At 56.7% G+C, this 23,917-nt stretch carries 17 protein-coding genes and 1 pseudogene; 15 read left to right on the top strand and 3 right to left on the bottom strand.

All coding sequences use genetic code 11. The features are described from left to right. Positions 1 to 12: 12 nt before the first annotated feature. A complete protein-coding gene (locus AB4O23_RS03325) occupies positions 13 to 8,133 on the top strand; it encodes a two-partner secretion domain-containing protein (RefSeq protein WP_460116520.1) in 8,121 nt (2,706 codons plus the stop codon). Positions 8,134 to 8,508: 375 nt separating this feature from the next. After that, positions 8,509 to 8,772, top strand: a complete 264-nt coding sequence (locus AB4O23_RS03320; RefSeq protein WP_135196969.1) for a hypothetical protein — start codon at positions 8,509 to 8,511, stop codon at positions 8,770 to 8,772. Between the two features lie 374 nt (positions 8,773 to 9,146). Here AB4O23_RS03320 and AB4O23_RS03315 read toward each other — a convergent pair whose 3' ends face one another. Next, positions 9,147 to 9,404 carry a hypothetical protein gene (locus AB4O23_RS03315; protein WP_032883635.1) on the bottom strand — a complete coding sequence of 86 codons (258 nt, stop codon included), beginning with the start codon at positions 9,402 to 9,404 and terminating at the stop codon, positions 9,147 to 9,149. Between the two features lie 393 nt (positions 9,405 to 9,797). Between AB4O23_RS03315 and AB4O23_RS03310 the strand changes: the two genes are divergently transcribed. From AB4O23_RS03310 to AB4O23_RS03260, 11 genes are all read left to right on the top strand, one after another. Then, positions 9,798 to 10,352 (top strand): hemagglutinin repeat-containing protein, encoded by a 555-nt coding sequence (locus AB4O23_RS03310; RefSeq protein WP_460062194.1) that lies wholly within the window; start codon positions 9,798 to 9,800, stop codon positions 10,350 to 10,352. Then, positions 10,288 to 13,197, top strand: a complete 2,910-nt coding sequence (locus AB4O23_RS03305; RefSeq protein ID WP_460062192.1) for a hemagglutinin repeat-containing protein — start codon at positions 10,288 to 10,290, stop codon at positions 13,195 to 13,197. The genes AB4O23_RS03310 and AB4O23_RS03305 overlap by 65 nt, the downstream gene beginning before the upstream one ends. After that, positions 13,197 to 13,721 carry a hypothetical protein gene (locus tag AB4O23_RS03300; RefSeq protein ID WP_080598196.1) on the top strand — a complete coding sequence of 175 codons (525 nt, stop codon included), beginning with the start codon at positions 13,197 to 13,199 and terminating at the stop codon, positions 13,719 to 13,721. Before AB4O23_RS03305 ends, AB4O23_RS03300 begins: the two co-directional genes overlap by 1 nt. Before the next feature lie 619 nt (positions 13,722 to 14,340). After that, positions 14,341 to 14,745, top strand: coding sequence for a hypothetical protein (locus AB4O23_RS03295; protein WP_074848310.1), 405 nt, complete (start codon positions 14,341 to 14,343; stop codon positions 14,743 to 14,745). Positions 14,746 to 15,030: 285 nt separating this feature from the next. Further along, positions 15,031 to 15,300: a hypothetical protein gene (locus AB4O23_RS03290; protein ID WP_460062188.1), complete on the top strand. Its 270-nt coding sequence runs from the start codon at positions 15,031 to 15,033 to the stop codon at positions 15,298 to 15,300. A 329-nt stretch (positions 15,301 to 15,629) separates the two neighbouring features. Beyond that, positions 15,630 to 15,947: an SMI1/KNR4 family protein gene (locus AB4O23_RS03285; protein ID WP_440447078.1), complete on the top strand. Its 318-nt coding sequence runs from the start codon at positions 15,630 to 15,632 to the stop codon at positions 15,945 to 15,947. Positions 15,948 to 16,235: 288 nt separating this feature from the next. Further along, on the top strand, positions 16,236 to 16,865 hold the full coding sequence (locus AB4O23_RS03280) for a hypothetical protein (RefSeq protein WP_460062186.1): 630 nt from the start codon (positions 16,236 to 16,238) through the stop codon (positions 16,863 to 16,865). Between the two features lie 186 nt (positions 16,866 to 17,051). Continuing rightward, on the top strand, positions 17,052 to 17,345 hold the full coding sequence (locus AB4O23_RS03275; RefSeq protein WP_080598116.1) for a hypothetical protein: 294 nt from the start codon (positions 17,052 to 17,054) through the stop codon (positions 17,343 to 17,345). 139 nt (positions 17,346 to 17,484) lie between these two features. Beyond that, positions 17,485 to 17,934 carry an SMI1/KNR4 family protein gene (locus tag AB4O23_RS03270; RefSeq protein ID WP_017526122.1) on the top strand — a complete coding sequence of 150 codons (450 nt, stop codon included), beginning with the start codon at positions 17,485 to 17,487 and terminating at the stop codon, positions 17,932 to 17,934. 36 nt (positions 17,935 to 17,970) lie between these two features. Further along, entirely contained in the window at positions 17,971 to 18,171 is a 201-nt protein-coding gene (locus AB4O23_RS03265) for a S26 family signal peptidase (RefSeq protein WP_017526121.1), read from the top strand. 372 nt (positions 18,172 to 18,543) lie between these two features. Beyond that, a complete protein-coding gene (locus tag AB4O23_RS03260; protein WP_460089444.1) occupies positions 18,544 to 21,132 on the top strand; it encodes an autotransporter family protein in 2,589 nt (862 codons plus the stop codon). A gap of 75 nt (positions 21,133 to 21,207) precedes the next feature. Here AB4O23_RS03260 and AB4O23_RS03255 read toward each other — a convergent pair. Both AB4O23_RS03255 and AB4O23_RS03250 read right to left on the bottom strand, forming a co-directional pair. Further along, positions 21,208 to 21,795 (bottom strand): annotated as a pseudogene (locus AB4O23_RS03255) (hypothetical protein). Positions 21,796 to 21,811: 16 nt separating this feature from the next. After that, positions 21,812 to 22,423 (bottom strand): hypothetical protein, encoded by a 612-nt coding sequence (locus AB4O23_RS03250; protein ID WP_017526118.1) that lies wholly within the window; start codon positions 22,421 to 22,423, stop codon positions 21,812 to 21,814. A gap of 172 nt (positions 22,424 to 22,595) precedes the next feature. Here AB4O23_RS03250 and AB4O23_RS03245 point away from each other — a divergent pair, with 172 nt between their 5' ends. Together AB4O23_RS03245 and AB4O23_RS03240 are read left to right on the top strand one after the other, a co-directional pair. Next, complete coding sequence (locus AB4O23_RS03245) at positions 22,596 to 23,177, top strand: hypothetical protein (RefSeq protein ID WP_460062180.1); 582 nt, start codon at positions 22,596 to 22,598, stop codon at positions 23,175 to 23,177. A 38-nt stretch (positions 23,178 to 23,215) separates the two neighbouring features. Continuing rightward, positions 23,216 to 23,896, top strand: a complete 681-nt coding sequence (locus tag AB4O23_RS03240; protein WP_017526116.1) for a CsgG/HfaB family protein — start codon at positions 23,216 to 23,218, stop codon at positions 23,894 to 23,896. Positions 23,897 to 23,917 lie beyond the last annotated feature (21 nt).

The following is a 23,917-nucleotide window of genomic DNA, read 5'->3' as shown; positions in this document are numbered from 1 at the left end:
GAGATTTTGAATATGGACGTTCGCCCTTCTACCGCCCTGAAAACCCTGACACAACGCGGCCTGGCACTGGTCCTGGCCAACGCGCTGTTCTGGCAGCCGCTGCTGGCCCAGGCCGAAGGCATTGTGGTCAGCGGGCCCGGCACTACCGTCGGGCAGGCGGGCAATGGCGTGCCGGTGGTCAACATCGCCACGCCCAACGGCAGCGGGCTGTCCCATAACCAGTTCAAGGACTACAACGTCGGCCCCAACGGCGTGATCCTCAACAACGCCACGGGCATGGTGCAAAGCACGCAACTGGGCGGGATCATCGTCGGCAACCCGAACCTCAAGGGCGGCGCCGCGAATGTCATCCTCAACGAAGTCAACGGCGGCAGCCCCAGCCAGTTGCGCGGCTACACCGAAGTGGCGGGCCAGTCGGCCAAGGTCATCGTGGCCAACCCTTATGGCGTGAGCTGCAACGGCTGCGGCTTTATCAACACTCCCAACGTCACCCTGACCACCGGCAAGCCGATCATCGACCAGGCCGGGCGCCTCGACCGCTACCAGGTGGACGGCGGTGCGGTGACCATCGACGGCCAGGGCTTGAACGCCAGCAACGTCGACCGTTTCGAAATCATCACCCGTTCGGCCAAGATCAACGCCCAGATCAACGCGCGCCAGCTCACCGTGATTGCCGGGCGCAACGACGTCGACGCACAAAGCCTTAAAACCACCGCGCGCGCCGACGACGGCAGCGCCAAGCCGGAGTTGGCCATCGACTCATCGGCCCTGGGCGGCATGTACGCCGGGGCGATCAAACTGGTGGGCACCGAAGCCGGCGTGGGCGTGAAACTCGACGGCACGCTGGCCGCCAGCGGCGGCGATATTCAACTGGATGCCAACGGCCACCTGAGCATGGCCCAGGCCGCGGCCAGCGGCGCGGTGGATATCAAGGCGGCCAGCCTGGAAACCAACGGCGCCGTCTACGCGGGCACCACGCTCACGGCGCAAACCAAAGGCGAACTGAAAAACCGCAAGACGCTCGCCGCGCGCGACAACATCACCCTGACCAGCAAAGGCCAGTTGATCAACAACGGCATCGTCGAGGCCGGGGTCAACGCCGACAACACCCGCAACCCCCTCGGCAACGTCAAGCTTGATGGCCAGCACATCAGTAACACCGGCACGGTGATCGCCAATCGCGAGCTCAACGTCACCGCCACGACCCTGAACAACCAGAGCGGCACCTTGAACGCCAAACAGGTGCTGAACGTTACTGCCGACAGCGTCGATAACCGCAACAAAGGTCGACTGCTCAGCGACGGCGTGCAAACCCTCACCGTCAGCGGCCTGCTGGACAACAGCCAGGGCGGCATCATCGACAGCACCGGTGCCTTCACCCTCCACGGCAACTCCCTGGACAACCGCGCCGGCAGCCTCACCGGTGGCGGTGCAATCACCCTGGACCTGATCGGCGACCTGATCAATCGCAACGGCAAGCTGGCCAGCGCCGGGCCGCTGTTGATCCAACGCGCGGCCCACGTTGACAACCAAGGCGGCAAGCTCGCCAGCCAGGGTCTGCTGACCCTGTTCGCCAACAGCATCGACAACCGGAACGAAGGCACCCTGGCCGCCAGCGGTGGCCTGGCACTCACCGCCACCGGCCTGCTGCAAAACGGCGCCAACGGTCTGATCCACAGCGAAAAGGCCGGCGTAACCATCACGGCCGGTACCCTCGACAACGACGGCGGGCGCATCGCCGCCAAAGCCGGTGATGCGAAGGTTCACGCCACTGATTTCAACAACGGCGACGGCGCGCTGTTTGCCCGTGATCGCGTACGGCTTACCGGCCTGAATGTGGATAACGGTGGCGAGATCGCCGGCAACCAGATCGAGGTCAAACTCGATGGCGCGCTGACCAACCGTGGCTTGATCGAAAGCGCCACGACGCTCGATGTCGCCACCGCCAGCCTCAACAACAGCGGGCAAATGCGCGCCCTGGGCAGCGGCGGCAAAACCCGTTACGCCATCGGGGGCATGCTCACAAACAGCGGCCGTCTGGAGACGGCCAACGACCAACTGAGCCTCGCCGCTACTTCCTTCCAGAACACCGGTGGCACGGTGTTGCACGCCGGCACCGGCGCGCTCGACCTCAGCGGCATCAGCCTGGACGACGTCGGCGGCAGCCTGGTGACCTACGGCGACCTGACCCTTGAACAATCCAACTGGACCAACAGCACCGCGATCCAGGCCGGGCGCCTGACGGTCAATGTCGACACCCTCAACCAGACCGCCACCGGCAAACTGCTCGGCACTCGCAGCCTGGTCGGCATCGGCCGGGACTGGACCGTGGGCGGCGCCGTCGCCAGCCAAGGCAGCCTCGACCTGGCGGTGGGCAACCTGCTCAATAACCACGGGTTGATCTTCAGCGGCGGCGACATGAACCTGAAGGTCGACCGCCTGAAAAACCTCGGCGCCGCGATCTACGCCATGGGCAACCTGCGTGTCGACCGCGACGGCCAGGGCGGCCTGGCCAGCAGCATCATCAACAGCTCGGGAACGATCGAGAGCGAGCGCAACCTGATCCTGGCGGCCAGCACGCTCGAAAACATCCGCACCGTGCTCACCACCGCGTCCGGCATCTACAGCGCGTCCATTACGCCCACCGCGTGTATCGACGGCGTGACGGGCGGCGACTGTGAAGGCGGCAAGCAGAACCGCCCGTTCCAGATCACCCAACGCGATCGTTTTGTCGTCACCGACGCCACGGCCGGCTCCGGTATTACCTCGGGCGCCGATATGCTGCTCACCGGCGGCACGTTGCTCAACAGCAGCAGTAGCATCGCTGCCGGCGGCGCCATGACCGTGCGCGTCGACCAACTGAGCAACGTCGGCCTGGTGACCCACGACACCCAATACGACCGCATCTTTACCTCCGAACGCGAGCGCAGGCCGGGAGGCTGGTACCGCGAGGCGGCCGCCTTTACCCAGCGTTATTCGGCGGGTAACAACATGGACGGCGTTGAAGCCGCCATGGCCTCGTTCATCGGCAAAATGGAGAGCGAAAAAACCGCTCTGCGCAAAACCACCCAGCTGATGGCGCCGGACCAGAGCTACGCCGCCGTGATCCAGGCGGGCGGCTCCGTTGACGTGAAGGCTCAGGCCGGCATCGACAACAACGTCGTGCAAAGTGGCTACACCTACGTCGGCAGCGGCGCCAACACCAAGGCGCCGGGCTACTCGACCCAGGTCAAGCTCAACCCACAATTGCCGCCGGACGTTGCCCAGCAACAGGTCAACCCACTGAGCCTGCCCGGCTTCGACCTGCCCACCGGCGAGAACGGCCTGTTCCACCTCAACGATAAAGACGGTGCGACCGGGCTGCCCACCAGCCAGTTTGCGGCCAACCCGCACAAATACCTGATTGAAACCAACCCGCTGCTCACTGATATGCGTCAGTTCATGAGCTCGGACTACATGCTCACCAAGCTCGGCTACGACCCCGACACCGCGCAACGTCGCTTGGGTGACGGCTTCTACGAACAACGCCTGATCCAGCAAGCCGTACTCGCGCGCACCGGCCAGCGGTTTATCGATGGCCAGACCAGCGACGCCGACCTGTTCAAGCACTTGATGGACAACGCCATCGGCAGCAAAAGCGCCCTGAATTTGTCCGTGGGCGTGAGCCTCACCGCCGAACAAGTCGCCGCCCTGACCCACGACATCGTGTGGCTGGAAAACGCCACCGTCGCCGGGCAACAAGTGCTGGTGCCGGTGCTGTACCTGGCCCAGGCGAACAACCGCCTGGCGCCCAACGGTGCGCTGATTTCCGGCACGGACGTCAACCTGATCACCGGCAGCAACCTCAACAACGCCGGCACCTTGCGCGCTACCGGCAGCCTGCTGGCGAACGTCGGCGGCAACCTCACCAACAGCGGCTTGATGCAAGCCGGTGGTCGCCTCGACCTGCTCAGCGGTGGCAACCTGAGCAACCGCGCAGGCGGCGTGATCAGCGCGGGCAACGTCAACCTCGCCGCCGGCACCGACCTGCTCAACGAACGCAGCGTCACCACCCACGAAAGCGCCAGCAGCTACCGCACCGAACGCAGCGACTTCGTCGACAGTGCCGCGCGCATTGAATCGGCCGGCGATTTGGCCGTGCGAGCCGGTGGCAACGTCAACAACATCGGTGGCGTGCTCAAGAGTGGCGCCGACACCACGGTCAGGGCCGTGGGCGACGTCAACATCACCGCTTCAAAAAGCCTCGACAGCGGCGCCATCGGCAACCGCTCCAGCTTCACCACCATCGCCCAGCAGGGCTCCGTGGTCGAGGTCGGCCGCGACTTGCACGTAATTGCCGGGCGCGATATCAGCGCCGTGGCCAGTCAGGTCGAAGCCAAACGCGACGTCAACCTGATTGCCACCCGCCACCTCAACGCCATCGCGGCAGCCAACGAGCAACACTCCACGGGCAACACGAAAAAGGTCAAGAGCATCGAAGACCACGTGCAGCAAGTGTCCAGCGTGATCAAGGCCGGCGGCGACGCCACCCTGAGCGCCGGGCAGAACCTGCAACTGGTCGCCAGCCAGGTCAATGCCGGCAACGAGGCCTACCTGGTATCCGGCAAAAACCTCGAGCTCAAAGCCGCCGAAAATCAGGACTACAGCTTCTACAGCAAGACCAAGAAAACCTCCCAGGGCAAAAAATTCCGCCTGGATGAAACTGACGTCGTGAACAACGTTGGCAGCCTGGTCAGTGCGGGGACGAACAGCACCGTCGTCGCCGGTGCAGACCTGCTGCTGGCTGGCAGTGCCGTCACTGCTGAAAAAGGCGCCACGCAACTGGTGGCCGGCCAAGACGTGAACATCCTCGCCGTCAGCAACGCCGACAGCGCTCGCCACGAACGCAAGGAAAGCAAAAGCAGCTGGGGCGGCCTCAAGTCGAGCAAGGTCCAGGACAAAGTCGACGAAAAACGCACCACCGCCCTGGGCAGCATGGTCTCCGGCGAAACGGTCACCGTCGCCGCCAAACGCGACGCCACGGTCACCGGTTCCAACCTGGTCAGCACCGGCGACCTCGCCGTACAGGCCGGCCGCGACCTGACCATCGACGCGGCGCAAAACACCTTCGCCCGCACCGACATGCACAAGGAAAAAAATCGCGACCTCACCGGCGTGCTGACCGGCAACAAGCTCGGTCTGGATGACATGACCGGCAACCAGAAGCTGTACATCAACAGCTCGAAACACAACGGCACCGCCAATGAAATGACCTTGACCGGCAGCACCATTGGATCGAGTGCGGGCAATGTGTCGTTGACGGCAGGGCGTGAGTTGAAGGTGGTGGCCAGTGATCTGGTGAGCACCAAGAACATGGAGTTGAGTGGGGCCAATGTCACCGTCACCTCGGGGATGGAGACGGCCAGTCAGACCAGTAAGGACAGTTCCAAGAGCTTGGCGGTTGGGCGGGTGATCGCGGGCTCGGTAGTGGACACCGCCACCAGCATGCGCGACGCCGTCAAAGCGGCCCGTAGCGCTGATGACCCACGACTCAAGGCAGTCAAAATCGCCCAGGCAGCCCTCGCCGCCTACAACCTGAATGGCCAGGCTTCGGACGCCAATGCGCAAAGCTCCGGCTTCAAAAACAAAACCGGCGGCACGCCCGGCAACGGTTCGCTGATCAAGATCGGTACTGAACTGGCCAATAACCGCAGCAAGAACAGCAGCGAATTCAACAGTGTCACCGCCAAGCAGAGCACGCTCAACGCAGGGCAAGACTTGTCGATCGTTGCCACGGGCGCAGCGGCGGGTACTCAGGGTGATATCCAGATCACCGGCAGCAGCTTGAAAGCCGCCAACACGTTGTTGTTAGCCAAAAACGATGTGTTGATGCAAAGCGCACAGAACACCACCGACCGCAAAAACGAAGGGTCGAAAAATAAAACCGCCATTGGCGCCAGCTTCAATATTGGCGAGCAAAACGGCTTCACCCTCGACCTCGGAGCGCAGGGTGCCAAGAACAATGGCAACGGTAACTCCGTCACTCAGGTCAATAGCACCCTCGATACAGGCAGCCTGTTGTTACAAAGCGGTGGCGATACCACCCTCAAAGGCGCCCAGGTTCGTGCGGACCGTATCAAGGCAGATATTGGCGGAAACCTCAATATCATCTCCCTCCAGGACACCGAGTCGTCGCGCAGCAAACAGAGCAGCGCAGGCTTCGGCGCGAGTATCTGCGTCCCGCCGTTCTGCTACGGCTCTACCGTAGCGGGCTCGGCGAACCTTGCCGCCGCCAATATGAACAGCGACTACAAGGGCGTGACCGACCAGAGTGGTTTGTATGCGGGCACGGGCGGCTACGACATCAATGTCGGCAAGAACACCACCCTGCAAGGCGCGGTGATTGCCAGTGAGGCGTCAGCTGATAAGAACCGGCTCAGCACGGATCGGCTGATCGTCAGCGATATCAAGAATGTCAGCGAGATCAAAAGTCAGTCTGCTGGTATTTCGGTGTCTTCCAGCAGTACCAGCGGTGCGTCGATGGGCGGCAGCATCCCGATAGCGCTCAAGGAGAAAGACCATAGCTACACCCGTAGCGCGGTCAGCGAAGGCACGATTGTGGTTCGCAATGCCGAAGGTGCCAATGACCTGGTGGGGCTAAATCGCGATACCGCCAATGCCAATCAGAAACTCGACCGACCTGATGAAAAGGCCATGCAAGAGCGTATTGACCTGATCCAAAGCTCGGCGCAGTTGGCCAGTGGGGTGATCAGTGCGGTAGGCAAGGCGAAGGCCGATGAGGCGAAAGCACTGGCCGATAAAGCCAAAACCCAAACCGAGACCGGTTCGCCGGACGCCGCTGAAACGGTGCTCGCAGCGAATGCCGCTTACATGGAAGCCCAGCGCTGGCAGGTCGGTGGCGACAAACGGTTAATGGCCGATATCGCGTCCGGGCTGATCGCCGCAGGGCTGGGTGGTGCGCCTGTTGGAACGACGGTTGGCATTGTCGCTAACACGGCCTCCAGCGATATCTTCAACAAAATTGGCGATTATGCCCAATCACGTGCGACTGATCCGAAGTCGGATGCGGCCACTCGGGCGGCTTGGGCTGAAGGCGGTGCGGCGCGTGTGATGTTGCACGCGTTGGCGGGGGCGGCTATTGGGGTGTCCAGCGGCAATGTGCAGAGCGGCGCGTTGGGGGCGGGAACGTCTGCTGCTCTGATGCCGATCATTGCTGATGCGTTGGGTAAAAATGACATCAAGGGAGTGGACCAAGATACGATGGCCGCATTGATCGCTGTAGGTGTCGGCGCTGCGGTTGGCTCCGGAAATGGCACCGCCAGCGCAGTCGTTGCGGGTGGTAATGCGATGTCGGTGGACGTCTATAATCGAGCGGCTCATGAGGCAGAGGTGGCGGCGATCAAGGCTGAGGCGCAGAAAGGCGACTTTACCGAGGCTAATCTGCGAAAAGCGTTGTGCTACGTTATTCAGTGCTGGGCTCAGTTGGATCGAGGTACCCAGGAGTATCACGATGCGGTTCTGACTGAAGCTGATATGGTCGGTTTGAGCAATGAACTTGCGTGGGCGGATGCTCAGAAAGACAAGGGCTTATTCAATTATTCGTTTACTGACAGCGTGAAGGACTGGGGCACGCGCGATGTTATTCCTCTGGCTGGTAGCGCAACCTCCTTGGTAAGCGGGGGCATTAGTGTAGGTTCTGGCGGGGTATTGTGTGCCACGGCCGCAGGCTGTGTATTTGGGGCGCCTATGATGACGTTTGGCGCGGGGAACATGTGGGAAGGCGGATCTGGCGTGTGGAACCATTACACCGGCTTGAATGACAACAGCAACCCCGTGAGAGCCGCCTTTGATCTTATCCCTGGTGGTTACGGACCTACGGTCTATAGCGGTGCCGATCTTGCTTTCTCAGTGGGCGCCGGTTTTGTGAAGGTACCTTTGAAATTAGGTCTTGCAGACGGCTTGAATAGGTCAAAATCAATGTTCGGTGTAACGGTGCGAAAATTTGATAACAACCAGTTCTACTTCTGGACTGGGAAGCCTATTCGCTATGGGAGCGCTGCAGCGGTGTACCTAAAATCTGTGGGTGAGAAGGGCTACACTTTCTATGAGGAGGCCTCTCGTGATAAGAATTAACCCTATTCGAATGTTCATTTTAGCGGTGGGCTTATTGGGCGTTGTTTATGGCATTAGTTTTTTTATAGCTGTTCTGGTTTCCGGTTTCATCGGCGTCCTTCTAAAAACAACCGATGATTGGGTTTATCTCTGGATCGGCGCGCCACTTTCAATTGTCTTGGCTGTTTACTGGACAGTCAGCCGATGGACGTATGTAAAGGAGTTCGTAACGGGCCGCAGAGGTTGGTAGATGTTTTATGCTAGGTTAGGCTAACCCTGACATGCCATCGAGCGAGTGAAACAGTACTCAGGTAATACCAAGTGCAAGAGAAAGAGTAGAAAATAAAGGGAAACAGATTTGATGGCACTTACTTAACCTTCTTCGGATGCCCATTCTTGCGTACCTCAGCTCTTGCCGCCCCTCGTGCTTTCGCGTTGTCAATTGGTTCGGGGTTTGTAAAAGTACCTCTGGAGATGGGGTTGGCTGATGGTTTAAATAAGAAAAAATCAATATTTGATGTGACGGTCAGAAAGTTTTTTAATAACCAATTTATTCTTGGTAAAAAGGCGCCGTATGGTGGTGCAATGTTGCTATATTTTCTGTCCGTGGGCGCAAAAGGCAATAGCCTTAACAATGAGGCGGTCGATGCGAGTAAGTAAACTTATAAATACCCTGCTGCTGATAGTTTCATTGTCGGCGGTGGTGTGTGGGGTGAGTACGTTTTTCGGCATGATGGTCGCCATAGTGGTTGGTATACTGCTTCGCACAGATTCGAACTGGGTGTTCATCTGGATTGGATTTCCCTTGTCAGCATTATTTGCTGTGTGCTGGATAGTTGCACGGTGGGATTATGTGAAATCTTTTATATCCGGGCGTGGTGGGTGGTAGAGCGGGTAATCGAGGTCAGATAACGTTTGTTTGAGTGTCTATGGAATTGAGCTTGCAATATTACGATCTTTAAAAATTAGTTTTATTTTTATCTATTTGAAATTTTTTAAATAAGGCGGTTATGAAAATAACCGCCCATTTTTATTTATGAAATTTGTGAATTCAACTTCCGCCCAATTACATCCAACAAATCACACCCATCCCGCAGCGGAATAGCCAGCAACAGCGCAAAGTCGTGAAGCACAATCGCATCACTGCTGATCTCTTCCCGAAATGCGAGGTTCTCCAAAAATTGAGTTACCGCACGAATGCGATACGCGGCGGCATCATAGAGAACATCTAGGGGCGCTTGTGTATCGATCACCAGCGCGGGGATGGTTGAGTCATGGCCCGTAAGCGGCATGTATCTATTCATAGGTAAAACCTCGGTCGATGTAATGAAAGCTGTCACCTATCGTCGCCAAACGAATGGGTGACAGCTGTACGCAGGTTGGCGAACCGGGACCGAGTTCCGGCAGACCCGAAGGTCTCCCGCGCACAGCTGCCATAAAGCAGCGATGCGGGTACGGAAACCCCTGCAAGCAAGCAGAAAGCTTTCGCATACGGTCAACGGATCGCCAAATCCGATCGCCCTTTTGGACGACCGGCGGACTATAAGTCCTCAGCGTAAAAACACGCAAGGCATCAAAAGGCCAACGTCGCCCTTCGAGCCGGCGCCAACCTCAACGCCATCGCGGCAGCCAACGAGCAACACTCCACGGGCAACACGAAAAAGGTCAAGAGCATCGAAGACCACGTGCAGCAAGTGTCCAGCGTGATCAAGGCCGGCGGCGACGCCACCCTGAGCGCCGGGCAGAACCTGCAACTGGTCGCCAGCCAGGTCAACGCCGGCAACGAGGCGTACCTGGTCTCCGGCAAAAACCTCGAGCTCAAAGCCGCGCAAGACCAGGACTACAGCTTCTACAGCAAGACCAAGAAAACCTCCCAGGGCAAAAAATTCCGCCTGGATGAAACCGACGTTGTGAACAACGTCGGCAGCCTGGTCAGCGCGGGGACGAACAGCACCGTCGTCGCCGGTGCAGACCTGCTGCTGGCTGGCAGTGCCGTCACTGCTGAAAAAGGCGCCACGCAACTGGTGGCCGGCCAAGACGTGAACATCCTCGCCGTCAGCAACGCCGACAGCGCTCGCCACGAACGCAAGGAAAGCAAAAGCAGCTGGGGCGGCCTGAAGTCGAGCAAAGTCCAGGACAAAGTCGACGAAAAACGCACCACCGCCCTGGGCAGCAATGACCTTGACCGGCAGCACTATTGGCTCGAGTGCGGGCAATGTGTCGCTGACGGCCGGGCGTGAGTTGAAGGTGGTGGCCAGTGATCTGGTGAGCACCAAGAACATGGAGTTGAGTGGGGCCAATGTCACCGTCACCTCGGGGATGGAGACGGCCAGTCAGACCAGTAAGGACAGCTCAAAAAGCTTGGCGGTTGGGCGGGTGATTGCGGGCACCGTGGTCGACACCGCCAACAGCATCCGCGACGCAGCCGAGGCGGCACGCAGCTCCGACGACCCGCGCCTCAAGGCCGTGAAGATCGCCCAGGCGGCGCTGTCGATGTACAACTTGAATAACCAGGCGGGCGACCTCGCCAAGCAAAGCACCGGCTTCAAGGACAAGACCGGTGGCTCTGCCGGCAACGGCTCACTGATCAAGATCGGTACCGAGCTGGCCAACACCCGCACCAAAAGCAGCAGCGAATACACGGCGCAGACCGCTCACCAGAGCAACCTCAACGCCGGGGGCAAACTGTCGATTATTGCTACAGGCGATGCGCCGGGCACTGTGGGTGACTTGACGATTACCGGCAGTACGTTGAAAGCCGACAGTACGTTGTTGTCCGCGAAAAACAACATCCTGATGCAAAGCGCACAGAACACCACTGACCGCAAAAACGACGGCTCGCGCAACAGAACCGCCATCGGCGCCAGCTTCAACATCGGCGAGCAAAACGGTTTCACCATCGACCTGGGCGCGCAAACCGCCAAGAACTTAGGGTCGGGCGGCTCCGTCACCCAGGTCAACACCACGTTGGACACCGGCTCGCTGGTGCTGCGCAGCGGCCAGGACACCAGCCTGATCGGGGCGCAGGTACGCGCTGAGCGTATCGATGCCAACATCGGCGGCAACCTCAACATCCTGTCGCGCCAAGACACCGAAACGTCCAAGAGCAAGCAGAACAGCGCAGGCTTCGGTGCGAGCATCTGTATTCCGCCGATCTGTTATGGCTCCCCAGTCACCGCGTCGGCGAACCTGGCGGCGTCGAAGATGAACAGCGACTACCAGGCCGTCACCGACCAGAGCGGCTTCTTTGCCGGCAAGGGTGGCTATACCATCGACGTGGCCAAAACCACCACACTGAAAGGCGCGGTGATTGCCAGCGAGGCTACGGCCGACAGGAACCTGCTGCTCACCGATCGGTTGCTGGTCAGTGACATCAAGAACAAGAGCGAGATCGAGAGCAAGTCGGCGGGCATGAGCGTCTCTGGTTCCTACAGCAGCGGCGCGAGCACCCTCACGCCGGGTGCCTTGTATGGAATGTCGCTGAACGATTCGGACCACAGTTATACGCGTAGCGCGGTGAGTGAAGGCACGATCGTAGTGCGCAACCCCGAAGGCGCCAACGACCTCGTCGGCTTGAACCGCGACACGGCCAACGCCAACCAGCGCCTCGACAAGCCTGACGAAAAGGCCATGCAAGAGCGCATGGACCTGATCAAAAGCTCGATGGAGCTGACCAAGGGCATTGGTGATGCGATTGCTGCGGCCAGGATCAGAGCCGCCGACAACTCCGACAGTGATGTAAGCAAAGCCACGCGCCAGAAGTTGATCGATGAGGGTAACGCCAACCCGACACAGGCCCAGATCAGCCAGCGTGCCCAACAGGATTACGGCGTCGGCAGCAGCTTCCAAAAAGCCAGCCAGGCGGTGACAGCCGTGGTGCAAGCGGCGATGGGTGGCAGCGTTGGTGGTGCGTTGGCGGGGGCGGCGGCGCCGTATCTGGCGCAGACGGTCAAGAAGATGACTGCCGGTGACCCGAACGCGAATCTGATGGCCCATGCGGTATTGGGTGCGGTGTTGGCGCGGGCGGGTGGTAACTCGGCATTGGCAGGGGCCGCCGGGGCCGTGGCGGCGGAGAAAACCGCACAGCTGATCAAAGAAAGTCTGTATGGCGGAGTCAGTAACGAAAACCTGTCCGAAGCGCAAAAGCAGACAATTTCCAGTCTCTCGACCCTGGCGGCTGGGCTGTCCGGATCGTTGGTTGGCAAGGACGCGCTGAATGCGGTGGCAGCCGCGCAGGTTGGGAAGAATGCGGTTGAAAATAACCAACTGAGCGCGAAAGATGTCGTTGATTTACAGAAGGAGCTCATAAACGCCAATAAGAAAGGCGAGCCAACAGAGGCCATTTGGGAGAAATACAAAAAACTGAGCGCTGAGAAGCGGGCAGAGATGTTGGCAGGCTGTGCGGGTAAGGTAGGGCTTTGCAGCGTTGGTTATCAGTCTGAATATGAGGGGGGGATACAGACGGCAGATAGTGTCAGTAGCTTGCGCTGGTACTTCGGCCTTTCTGAGGCAGACGCATCACGGTTGAAGGAGTTTGTCACCGAAGAAAACCAGAACGATATGGGGTTGTTGTACAACTCGCTGCCGGCCTGGGAGAAAGCGGCTTTAATTGGGAAGGAGGTGCTGACAGCTTCTGGCGCTTCGATAGGGCGTGATAAAACGTCTATTGCTTCGATTGTTGGGAAGGGTAAGGGAGGAGCGGGAACTCAGGGGGGCGGTCCAAAAGCAACTACTAACGCTCCAAATACACCCAGGTTCATTACGGACTCTGCCGGTAGTACTATTGATTTAGATTATACCAAGGGACTCAGGGAAACGAATGTGACGGTCACGGAAACGCGTGGTGGTGTTCAGTATCCGTTGCAAGGGCAAACTCCCGATTCTTATGCGAATCTTGGAAATGGGCATGTTGTTGTCTACGGTCCTGAGGGGCGTGCGCTATATGATGTGTCTAGCTCTCGGATTAAGGTGGTCGAATGGAACCAAGCTCCGAATGGAACATATTTCCCCAAGAAGGGAAGTGATACAAAAGCTTTTGAGGGAAATGTTCCTCAGTCGGTTCTTGATAGCTTAGGGTTAAAATGATGAAAGTTTATCAGGGTAGTATTTCTAAAGAGTCGTTGAATCTGTTTGTTTCAGATATTGGCTCCGGGGAGTTTTTTTCATATGTAGGGCACTTGGTTTCATTAGAACAGGCAATTTCTGTTCTAGGTTTGCTCTCTCCTGATTTTATTGAGGTCAGTGGTCACATTTTCTGGCTGCCTAACGCTCAGCAATACGATCCGCAAAAATTTCATTTGAACGGGCTGGTTGAGACCGAATCTAGTATGTTGGAACAAAGTACATCGTGTAGAGACGTTGAACGATACAGAAATATTTTTTCAATAAATCAGTTCTTTTCAAAGTGGGAGGATGCACCGGGACGACCCGTATTTAAAGTGGGCCTGTCGGAAGAAGACTATCGTCTTTGTCATTTATTTGCTGAACAGATCACTAGATATTGGAAGCGCGCGTTATCCGATGCCTTTCCAGAAAAGGTATTTCAGTTTGAAATTGCTGACGATCTTCTCGATGAATATGGCGTCTGTCTGACATTCTGGCAGTCGTAGTTTAAAGAGCGCACAGGATGTGTCCGCGCCATTAAAACCACTGCCAGAGACTAAAAAATAATTATGCGTTTAGAAATGGTGCAAAAGGGACGGGCACAGGAAAGGCGCCATATACCTCGACTGTCTCGCCGGATGCCCACCCGGTAAAGGAGGCTGGGCCAAAAGCGACTGATGGTCCAAACGAGGTAGCAGATACAGCTACAACTGAGGGGACGAAAGTTGGCTTAGAGACCAATCTAACTCCCGAAATAAAACAGCATTCAGATGGAAGCTATCGAACCCCTGATGGAAAACTTGCAAGCCCGACTGGTGTATCTCCTCCGGGAACAGCCAAGGCAGATGAGTTTGCTAAACATTTGGAATCAAATGGAATGGAAGTTGTGGGGACTGAGATGGTTGTTAAAGGTCCTCTCGGTGATCGTAGGTATGACATTGTAGTACGTGACGCAAATGGTAAATTGCACGGTCTTGAGGTAAAAAGCGGGTCGGCTAGTAAGACCAGCTATCAAGAATTTACCGATTACTTTGTTAATGAGTTTGGGGCGCAAGGGAAAGGACGGCTAAATGGACAAGTCATCGAAAGCGCTACAACAGTCTATGTGCCATAAAGGTGGGAAATATGAAGCTCGAAGCCGAAAATAGTCCTGTAGTAGTAGGTGTAAATCAAGCGCAGATTATAAAGACGCTAAAAAAATTAAAAAGCTACGGCCCTAGCTCATTCGCATGTATAACTGATGATGAGGGTAACTATGTGCAAGTGGCTGGAGGCAGATTCACTTGTTTTATTGAAAGATATGACGCTAAAAGTAAAAAACTGTTTAGAGGTTATCATTCAAATTCTAGTACAAACTTTGAAGATGGAAGCTTGCTGTCGTTTGGTGCGGGCCGTGTACCATTAAAAAAGGATGAGTGGTTTAATATTGATGATGTAATCGAGGTTTTTTCCTTGTTTAATCAGAATCAGTCTCTACCAGCGACTGTCTACTGGCGTGAGATAAATATTTTGAGTCAAAGCGACGGCTGAATAAGTGAAAAAAAGGGGGCAGACCCTGAGGAGTCCCCACAAATCTACTCTAGCTTCTGAGCTTGCCGGTGTACTTCATCGCGCACCAATAGCTCCATATCCGCCAATCTCGAACGGGACAATACGGTGGGGATTCCTCAGGGTCAGGCCCCTCTTTCCTCTGAGTGTCGGAGGATACTAAGTGGTATGACAAATCGTCGCAGGGAAATAGGGGGCAGACCACGATTAGTGCACCAATGTATATTGGTGGTCTGACCCCTATTTCTCTACTAGTTAGGAGTGGTTATGAGCAATGGCGGCTCACTAATAAAACGATTTGTCGCCCAAGAGTTGGACGACGGCGTTCGCTCTGTTTTGAAAGATGCCTTTGATGAGCGGATGTGCTCAAAGAACGTTCTGCTCAGGGAGTTCGAGTTTAATTGCTTTTACGTTTCTTTGGACTTTGAAAAAGGCATCGTCACTTTGGAAGATGTTCTTTCCGCTGGAGAGAGTAGCTTTCTTGATATGCCGATAAGTGATTTTATCTCTGCTTGCGGTTTGAATGTCTCTTGTTAGTTGTAGAAGCCTAGATGTGATCTGGCACCATCCTAGCGCCGGTGTTTTTGCACCTGATCTGGAAGAAAATAGGGGGCAGACTACGGTTACATTAATTGTGGTCTGACCCCTATTTTCCCATGTTTCAGTTCCTACGGATTTGAATGCAAAAACATTGACAAAGCAGGCTAAAGAGTTTGGCTCTTATCAGTCGGATTATTGGAAGTTGCGGGCTCGGAGCGGGGAGTAATTAGACGTGGATTATTCAAGAGTCGGATTTCGTTGAATTTGCTGATTATGGTGATGGCATTGCTGATGAGTGGATTTATAAAGCTGAAACTCGTCTTGCGTTGAAATTGCCTGATAGCTATAAATGGTGGCTGAAGTATTATTCTGGCGGGGAAATATCTGGGGAGGAGATTTATAGTGTCTACGAAATGGATTTTGATAGTGTAAGGGGTGGTGATATCGTTTATATGTCAATCGTTAACGGACGAAATGGGTTGTGTGGGATGGAGAGGCTATTTATCTGTGACCCGCCGGGTGCAGGGGAATCATTTTATTTTGCCACGGACGATGGTCTTAATGATGGGGAGATCCTGTTTATAGGCTTGATCTTTCTAATCAAACTTCTAGTTTGTATGCGAAAAATTTTATCGATTTCTTAGAGAAAAGAATAATTTCTTTAGTTGAATAATGATTGTACGTTTAAAAAGGTCGGAGGGGCTCGGGGCAAAAGCGACTAGTGCAGCTGAGAGTGCCGGCTACTTCTGCAGCTGCGCGTGTTAGTTGGTATAAAGAAAAAGGGGGCGGATCTGAATGGCACTTACTTAGCAGCTAATCAGCTGGAAGATAAAGGTGACGGATTTAATTAATGTGATGCTGGCTGGTAGCAATTAAATAAATCTGTCCCCTTTGATTGTTCGTGTATGGTGCCAAAAAAGTAGGGTTATAATATGAGCGACTCGGCTTCAATCATATCGGATGTGGCTATTGATGAAGACGCGTTTGCTGATTTTATCCACTCTATAGGCGGAGTCGTTAGTATCGGAAAACGTAATCGTGGAGTATTGAATTGGGATGAGGCCACTTTATATTTTTCATTACTAAATTCCGAAAAATTCATGAGTTTTTATGATTCAAAAGATATTCTCGATTGGGAAAATTTTTTGGGTGCCCCTCCTAAGACAATGATCGAAATGCAGTTGGGTCATTCGAAAGGCTCGATGGAGATGTATTTATGGTTGGCGTACGAATTTGGCAGGAAATGGAATTGTGTCGTAGATGATGTTAATGCGGTGACGCTTAACTACTCCGAAGTCTGTGACAGGTACACAAGGTTGAGTATGAAACAGGGTGACGTGAGTGGGATGCGACAGCAGTGGCCAGCGGCTCCCGATGAATACTTTGCTTTTATGCAGGAGCGGGGGCATGGTGAGATAAAGGAGGACGACTGCGCGCTGTCGCTTTTGACGATTCAACCCACATTATGTCCCGCGGTAGACTACTTTGGTGATGATGGGTTTTATAAAGACGGACCCTATGAATCGGGTGCTAAGGGGCGGACGAACCTGCCGGTTCAATAAGGAACGTCAATCCCGATTATCCAGACGCTGGGCGAACTCATAATTGCGTTAATTGTTCAATTGCTACTGATGCAACACTGGCAGGTAATCCAGCATCTGCATTGAGAGTGTCCAATGCACTGGGTATTGCTAAGGTCTGGGACGAATTGGCGGAAAGAGCTATTGAAGTTTTCAAGGGGAATTAGCATGAAGTCGACTTTCTACAAATACAGGTATTTATTGGGGGTATTGCTGCTGATTGCCGCATTACTCAATTGCTTTTTTCGATTTTGGGGCGATGCAAGGCCATTTTTTAGCGCGCTGATGCTTCAGTTATGGTTTGGGCAAGCTGTATTTGCCTACCTGAGAGGTGGCTGGGTCTCTATTGGTCCAGGTGGTTTAGGTAAAGACGCAAATCCAGTAGGGAGGGCTGCACTGGCGTTCGTGTGTTTTGTTATTTATTTATTAGGGTTTGTATTGGGCTTTGGTAAGGAAGTTTAAGTAACGTACATACACTGAAAAGGCGACTTTGCCGAGGCTAATCTGCGAAAGTCTATCGCTGTGCCGATCTTGCTTTCTCAGTGGGCGCCGGTTCTGTGAAGGCCCAAGGTCCTGCAAATAAAATATTCGGAAAATGATAATGGAAAACGCACTTAAAATTCGCGAGCTTATTAACCATATCACCTCCGCTGAACTTTATGAGGGTGATTACGGGAGTTGCTTGACTGATCGTGAAGCCGTATTGAGTGGGGTCGATGCAGCGGACCGCGACAGCGCCCCTGCTGACTATCTGGCGTTTCTAGGAACCTTTGGGTTTGGCGATTTAGACAGCGCACTTTATATAGAAGATGGTCCAGATAAATACGCGGCCATCGCCGGATGTGAGGTGGATGCATATAGCCGGATGTATGTTTTTGCAGGTACTTCCGATGGTGTACTTTATGCTTTTGATGCAGGCAATAACTGGTCGATAGTAGCGATTGATTCGGAGATCGATGGGGTCAGGGTGCTGGCCGATAACTTCTCAAGCTTCATCCTCAAACAATTAATTGAGGTAAAAGGTTATGTCGATTGGCGAGCGGAGCAATAATTAGCAGTCAAGCGGGTAGCTGAAAGGTTAAGTGAGGTGATCCGCAACGGTGAGAACCTGGGGTTGTTTCACGCACCGGCTGAGCGTGGCAAAAAGGACTACTCCCTTGAGTTGGCGCCGCTCCATGTCGCGCCGGGGCATGTGTACCTGTTGGGCGATAACCGTGATGTCAGCCACGACAGCCGCTTGATGGGCCAAGTCCCGCTTGAGGATGTGGTGGGCAAGGTCACCGGTTAGAAATGTAAACGATGTCCCCGGTTTGTAACCCACCAAACCCCACCCCTCGCACGCCCCACGCTGTGATCGACTGCACAAAATTCCGACACAATCCTGAACCTTTTCGTACGTTTGAAGGTCTTTACCGCGCCCACCCGCACGCGGTCGGGCTGCATGGATTGCAGCGTTTTCAAAAACATTAAGGATTGATGTGAGCGTTTATTCCCTATTCCCCGTTGTTTTGCCACTGCCCCCCGCGGTGCGAATCGTCGTGCCTGGGTGTTGCGCAAACGCATCGAGGATAGGTATTCGGATCGATGGGTCCCTGCGCTCAATTCACCTACTGCCGCCGGGCCTGTTGGCGGCTTTGACCTGTAGTTCATGGAGTTAGAAATGAAGCACAAGCAGTTCCAGAAAAGCCTGTTGGCAATCGTGGTCGGCGCAATCAGCACGCAAGTGCTGGCGGTAGAAGTTGACCTCGGGGCAGGCAAAACCCAGTTTGTCAGCGAGACCTACAACGAGTCGCTGATCCTGACCGGGCAGACCACCCAGGTGATCAACTCGACCAACATGCCTCCCGCCGGGCTGGGGGTCGCGGGTACCCATATCCAGGGGTCATTGATCAATCGCGCCGATATTACGCTCAATGCCGACGGCAATACCGTGCGCGGCTTTGCGCTGGACCCGATGTTCTGGACCGGTCCGCTCAACCTCAGCCCGGGCTCTGTGACCGGTGATGTGTTGCAGACCGGCAACATCCGGATGAACAACGGTGGCGACGAAGGCCTCGAGATCGGCGCGACCACCATTGGCGGCAGCGTGATCAACTCCGGCACGATCAGTTCTACGCCACCTTCGGCGCCTGCACCGTCGCCTGGCTTTATCGGCGGAGGCGAGGGCATCTACCTGCACGGCACCACCATTGGCGGCGATGTGTCCAACACCGGCCTGATCGACATGGCGGGCGAAGGCGCGATCGGTATCGTGCTGGACCGTAACAACGCCGACCCGGTGACCATCGGCGGCAAGCTCCTCAACTCCGGCACCATCAGGGCCACCGGCGAGGGCGCTTGGGGGATCGAGGTGGAAACTCCCACCGCCCCACTGCGTATCGAAAACAGCGGCCTGCTGTCGGCCAATGGCGATGGCGCCCGTGGCGTGCTGGTGCTTGAAGGTACCCTGGATTACATCCTCAACACCGGCACCATCGAAGGCATGGGCACCAACGCCGGCGCCTTTGAATTCTCCGGTGCCACGTTCGCCCAGAACAGCGCGACGGGCGCGCGCGGTATCGTCAACCGCGGCATTATCCGCGCCGATGGCACCGCCATCAGCGTTGACACGGCCGACCAGGTCTCGACGTTTGAGATCAACCAGCAAGCCGGTGAGATTCGCAGCAATTCCGGTATCGCCATCGACGCCGGCAACCTGGCCACGTTGAACTGGACCGGCGGCACGATCATCGGTGATGTGCTGAACCTGAACGCGGTGAATATTGACGGCCAGGCCGCTTTCAGCGGCAGCCGCATCATTGCGCCGGTGTCGGTCAATTCGGGCTCGCTGAACCTGTCGGCCCCCGGCACCGCCATCACCGGCAACCTCAACGTTGCCAGTGGTGCCGGTATCGATATGCACCTGGCCGACAGTGTTGTGCCCACCACGCCGTACCTGACCGTCAACGGCACCGCCAACTTTGCCCAGGCGTCGACGCTGACCGTAAGCGCCAACCCTGGCGATTTCGCCAGCACCCACGACGGCACCCAATACACCCTGCTGCAAGCCACCAGCGTGCAAGACAACGGCCTGTCCGTGGCCAGTGCTTCATCGTTGCTGGACGTGCTCAGCTATTCGTCCGACGCGCAAACGGTCAAGGCCGTGGTGGCGGTCAAAAGCAACCAGCAAGTTCAGCAAGACCTGGCGGCTGTGGGCGCCAGCGCGGCGTCGGTCACGGCGGTCAATACCTTCAAGAACGGTGTACTCAGCAAGCTCAGCGCAGACGACCAAGTCTTCCAGGCGCTGGCCAACGCCGGCACCGCGCAGCAACTGGCGAAAATCGGTGACCAGCTCAAGCCGGACGTCAACCGTGGTGCTCTCGACGTGGCGTTGTCGGGGCAAACCGTGGTCAACGGCGCGATCTTCAATCGCCTCACCGACCAACGCGAAAGCCACCAGGTCGGCGGTGTGTGGGTGCAGGGCCTAAGCAGCAACATGGACCAGGACGGTCGCGGCGGTGATAACGGTTATTCGGCCAACAGCAGCGGCATGGCGGTAGGTGTGGATGGGCGTCTGAACGACACCACGATTTTGGGCGTGGCCTACAGCTACCTCAATTCCAATATCCACTCCGACTTGGGCAACAAAACCGACGTCGAAGGGCACGCGCTGTCGTTGTACGGCAACTGGGCCCTGCAAAACTGGTTCGCCGACGGCAGCCTCAGCTATGGCCACAACGAAAACGACAGCAAGCGCCACATCGCCGGCACCACGGCCAAGGGCAGTTATGACAGCAATGTGCTGTCGGCCAGCGTGATCGGTGGTTACAGCTTCAAGCCGTCGCAAGCGGTGGTGATCGAGCCGCGTGTGGCGGCGCGTTATTCCAACGTGCGCATGGATGGCTACGACGAGAAAGGTTCGTCAGCGGCGCTGAGTACGCGTTCGCAACGTTATGAAGTGGGCGAAGTGGGTGCGGGCGTACGCCTGGCCGGCCACCTGCCGATGGGCGCCGGCAGCTTGCAGCCGGAAGCGACCTTGATGGCCTATCACGACCTGATGGGTGACCGCGTGGCGCAAACCTCCAGCTTCGTGGCCGGTGGTTCGGCGTTTACCGTGACCGGTGCATCGGTGGCGCGTGACAGCTACGAGGCCAGCGTGGGCGTGAACTACAACGTGTCGGACTTCAGCGTGGGCGCCAGCTACACGCGCCAGGCGCGCAGTGGTTTTGATGCCGATGGCGTGATGCTCAAAGCGCGCTACGCCTTCTAAACGCAGCACTTCTGTAGTGAGCGGGGCAAGCCCGCTCACTACAGGAAGACCTGTTGGCTGGTTACCTTGGGTGGTTCAGAGCAACTTGCGCTGCACCGCCTCATCCAGCGTACTGCGCGTCAGCGCCTCCACCACTTCCCGCGTATCGGCCTGGAACGGGATGCCCACAATCAGCACCAGGTGCATCCAGGTGCGCACCGATTCGCTCTTCTTGACGCGGCCCAGTTCCTTGCCGTCCTTGTCCTTGAACACCGTCTCCAGGGTGAAGATGTTCTTCGCCGTGCTCGGAATGATGAAAAATGTGAAGCCGGTGATAAACGCCGATACCGGGCTGTACTCTTCGTTGTTATGCAACGTGGCATCCACGTAGATATCCGAGTCGACCTTATCGGTGCTCACCCGCGAAAAACGGTTGGAGGCGCGATAGGAATCGGCCACGGCCTTTTCCCACAGCACTACCGGCGCGCCGACCGCCGCGTTGCCCGGGCCACCGTTGACGTGGTTCTGCGCCGTGGTGTGCACGTACGCGGTGGGCTTTTGCGCGGGCGCATTGGCGGTCGGCGGTCAGGGCTGAACGGCAGGCAGTTCGTGCTGCGAGTAAGACACGCAACCGGTCAGCAAGACCGCTGTCAGTACCAGGCTGTGTTTGATCAATCCTTTCACGCGTTGCTCCTTGAGATTACGGTTTGGCCAGGTTGGCGGTAGCGGTGTCGAGCAGTTGCCCGACCAGTTTGGTCAGTTGTTGGCCGCCCATCGAAGGCGCCCAATATTGGCCGCTGTACAGGCCAACGTTGTGTTCGAAGGTGATCGAGTCTTTGGCCTTGGCCAGTTCCTTGCCGTTGCGGTCGACGATCACCAGGTCGCCGGCCACGTCGAAGCTGTCCACATAGATCGGGCCGTTGACCCAGATCCAAATGGTCAGCGTCAGCAGCGCGCCGGGCACGTACGCCGGGTGCGGCGCGCGATGGCCCTTGAGGGAGGTCATGTTGAATTTAAGCGTGACGTCCTGCTCGCCCAGGCGCACCGGGTACTCGGTGACTTGCTTGAAGTAACCGGCGCTGCGCACGTACTGGCTGATCTGCGCCGTCAGGGAACTGCTGATGGCCGCCTTGTTAGCCTCGTTGACGTCGGTGGCGCTCACCGTCACGTCGGCGACTTGCGCGCTGCGCGGGCTGCTGGCAGATACCGGGTGGAGCGGGGTGGCGATAGGGCCGGTGACGGTGTAGGACACGCAGCCGGTCATCGACAGCGCGGCAAGCAGGGCCGTAGCCCGTAGAAGAGTGTTAAGCACGCAATATCCCTATAAGTGAGCAAGCCGAGTCAGTGTCTCGACCTATTTACGCATAACTTGAGGAGTGTGCGTTACCGCACGCTGGCCGACGAAACACCTTGAGAACCGCTCTCAACCCCGTAAAATGCCGCGACTGTTTAAAGCACGATACTTTTCAGGGACGAATTCAGACATGCGCGCCTTTGCCGTATTCCTTGCCGTCTGCCTATTGGCGGGCTGCGCCTCCAAGCCGGCGTACTACATTTCGCCGACACCGGTCACGATTCCTAAAACAGCCACTTACTGGCTCGACACCTTTGACGTTGAAGTAGTGGGCAAAAATGAGCGTTTTTTGCCGGATGACAAGGTGCGCCAGCAACTGGGCGTCGATCTGGTGAGCCGCCTGCTCAACGCCAAGCGTTATGCCTCGAGCAAGGAAAAAGCCGATTACCTGCTGGACATCAGCATCGTCTACACGCGCCATATCCCGGATTCCAAGGGCGGCCTCTCGACGTTGATCGTTGATGACAACACCATTTTGGCCAGTGTCGATTTCAGCTATCAGGTCAAGGTCAAGAAGGGGGGCAGCGAGGTGCTGCACTTTGCCAAGACGCGCGAGAACCTCGTACCCGCCGGTGTGATGGGTGAGGCGCAACAGTGGCGGACCATGGGCGGCATTATCACCAACACCGGTAACTCCAGCGTCGAGCGTTTTTACACCGGCGTGTTGAGTCGCGACATCGTCGATGACCTGCGCGACATCCCGTCTCGCTAACGTTGCCCACTACCGATTTATCTCTCCAGGAGCACCCTGTGAATATACTTTCCAAAACCCTGCTGTCCGGTCTCACCGCCGCAGCCCTGCTGACCGTGGCCGGTTGCGCCACCGAAAGCAATCGCGCTATGCCGGTGGAGCAAGTGGCCAGCGCCCACATCGCCTATTCCGGCGTGCGTGTGCCGATCGCCGTGGGCAAGTTCGATAACCGCTCCAGCTACATGCGCGGCATCTTCTCCGACGGCGTCGACCGCCTCGGTGGCCAGGCCAAGACCATCCTGATTACCCACCTGCAGCAGACCAACCGCTTCAGCGTGCTGGACCGCGACAACATGGGCGAAATCTCCCAGGAAGCCGCGATCAAAGGCACCGTGCAGAAGCTCAAGGGCGCGGACTACGTGGTCACCGGCGACGTGACCGAATTCGGTCGCAAGGAAACCGGCGACCGCCAGTTGTTCGGCATCCTCGGCCGTGGCAAGACCCAGGTGGCCTACGCCAAGGTCGCGTTGAACATCGTCAACATCAGTACGTCGGAAGTGGTGTATTCCACCCAGGGCGCCGGTGAATACGCGCTGTCCAACCGTGAAGTGGTCGGCTTCGGCGGCACCGCCAGCTACGACTCCACCCTCAATGGCAAGGTGCTGGACCTGGCCATGCGCGAAGCGATCAACCGCCTCGTCGACGGCATCAACGCAGGCGCCTGGAACCCGCGCAACTGATTAACAGCATCTCAAGGAGCA

The sequence above is a fragment of the Pseudomonas sp. H2_A10 genome (assembly GCF_054680085.1).
The sequence above is the reverse complement of the archived record's forward strand: the minus strand, read 5'-3'. Positions and strand labels throughout refer to the sequence as shown.

What these genes read in the sequence shown, in the direction of transcription:
- AB4O23_RS03280 (WP_460062186.1), top strand. Translation starts at nt 16,236, where the DNA reads ATGAGCGACTCGGCTTCAATCATATCGGATGTGGCTATTGATGAAGAC.
- AB4O23_RS03275 (WP_080598116.1), top strand. Translation starts at nt 17,052, where the DNA reads ATGAAGTCGACTTTCTACAAATACAGGTATTTATTGGGGGTATTGCTG.
- AB4O23_RS03300 (WP_080598196.1), top strand. Translation starts at nt 13,197, where the DNA reads ATGAAAGTTTATCAGGGTAGTATTTCTAAAGAGTCGTTGAATCTGTTT.
- AB4O23_RS03295 (WP_074848310.1), top strand. Translation starts at nt 14,341, where the DNA reads ATGAAGCTCGAAGCCGAAAATAGTCCTGTAGTAGTAGGTGTAAATCAA.
- AB4O23_RS03325 (WP_460116520.1), top strand. Translation starts at nt 13, where the DNA reads ATGGACGTTCGCCCTTCTACCGCCCTGAAAACCCTGACACAACGCGGC.
- AB4O23_RS03270 (WP_017526122.1), top strand. Translation starts at nt 17,485, where the DNA reads ATGGAAAACGCACTTAAAATTCGCGAGCTTATTAACCATATCACCTCC.
- AB4O23_RS03305 (WP_460062192.1), top strand. Translation starts at nt 10,288, where the DNA reads ATGACCTTGACCGGCAGCACTATTGGCTCGAGTGCGGGCAATGTGTCG.
- AB4O23_RS03245 (WP_460062180.1), top strand. Translation starts at nt 22,596, where the DNA reads ATGCGCGCCTTTGCCGTATTCCTTGCCGTCTGCCTATTGGCGGGCTGC.
- AB4O23_RS03260 (WP_460089444.1), top strand. Translation starts at nt 18,544, where the DNA reads ATGAAGCACAAGCAGTTCCAGAAAAGCCTGTTGGCAATCGTGGTCGGC.
- AB4O23_RS03290 (WP_460062188.1), top strand. Translation starts at nt 15,031, where the DNA reads ATGAGCAATGGCGGCTCACTAATAAAACGATTTGTCGCCCAAGAGTTG.
- AB4O23_RS03315 (WP_032883635.1), bottom strand. Translation starts at nt 9,404, where the DNA reads ATGCCGCTTACGGGCCATGACTCAACCATCCCCGCGCTGGTGATCGAT.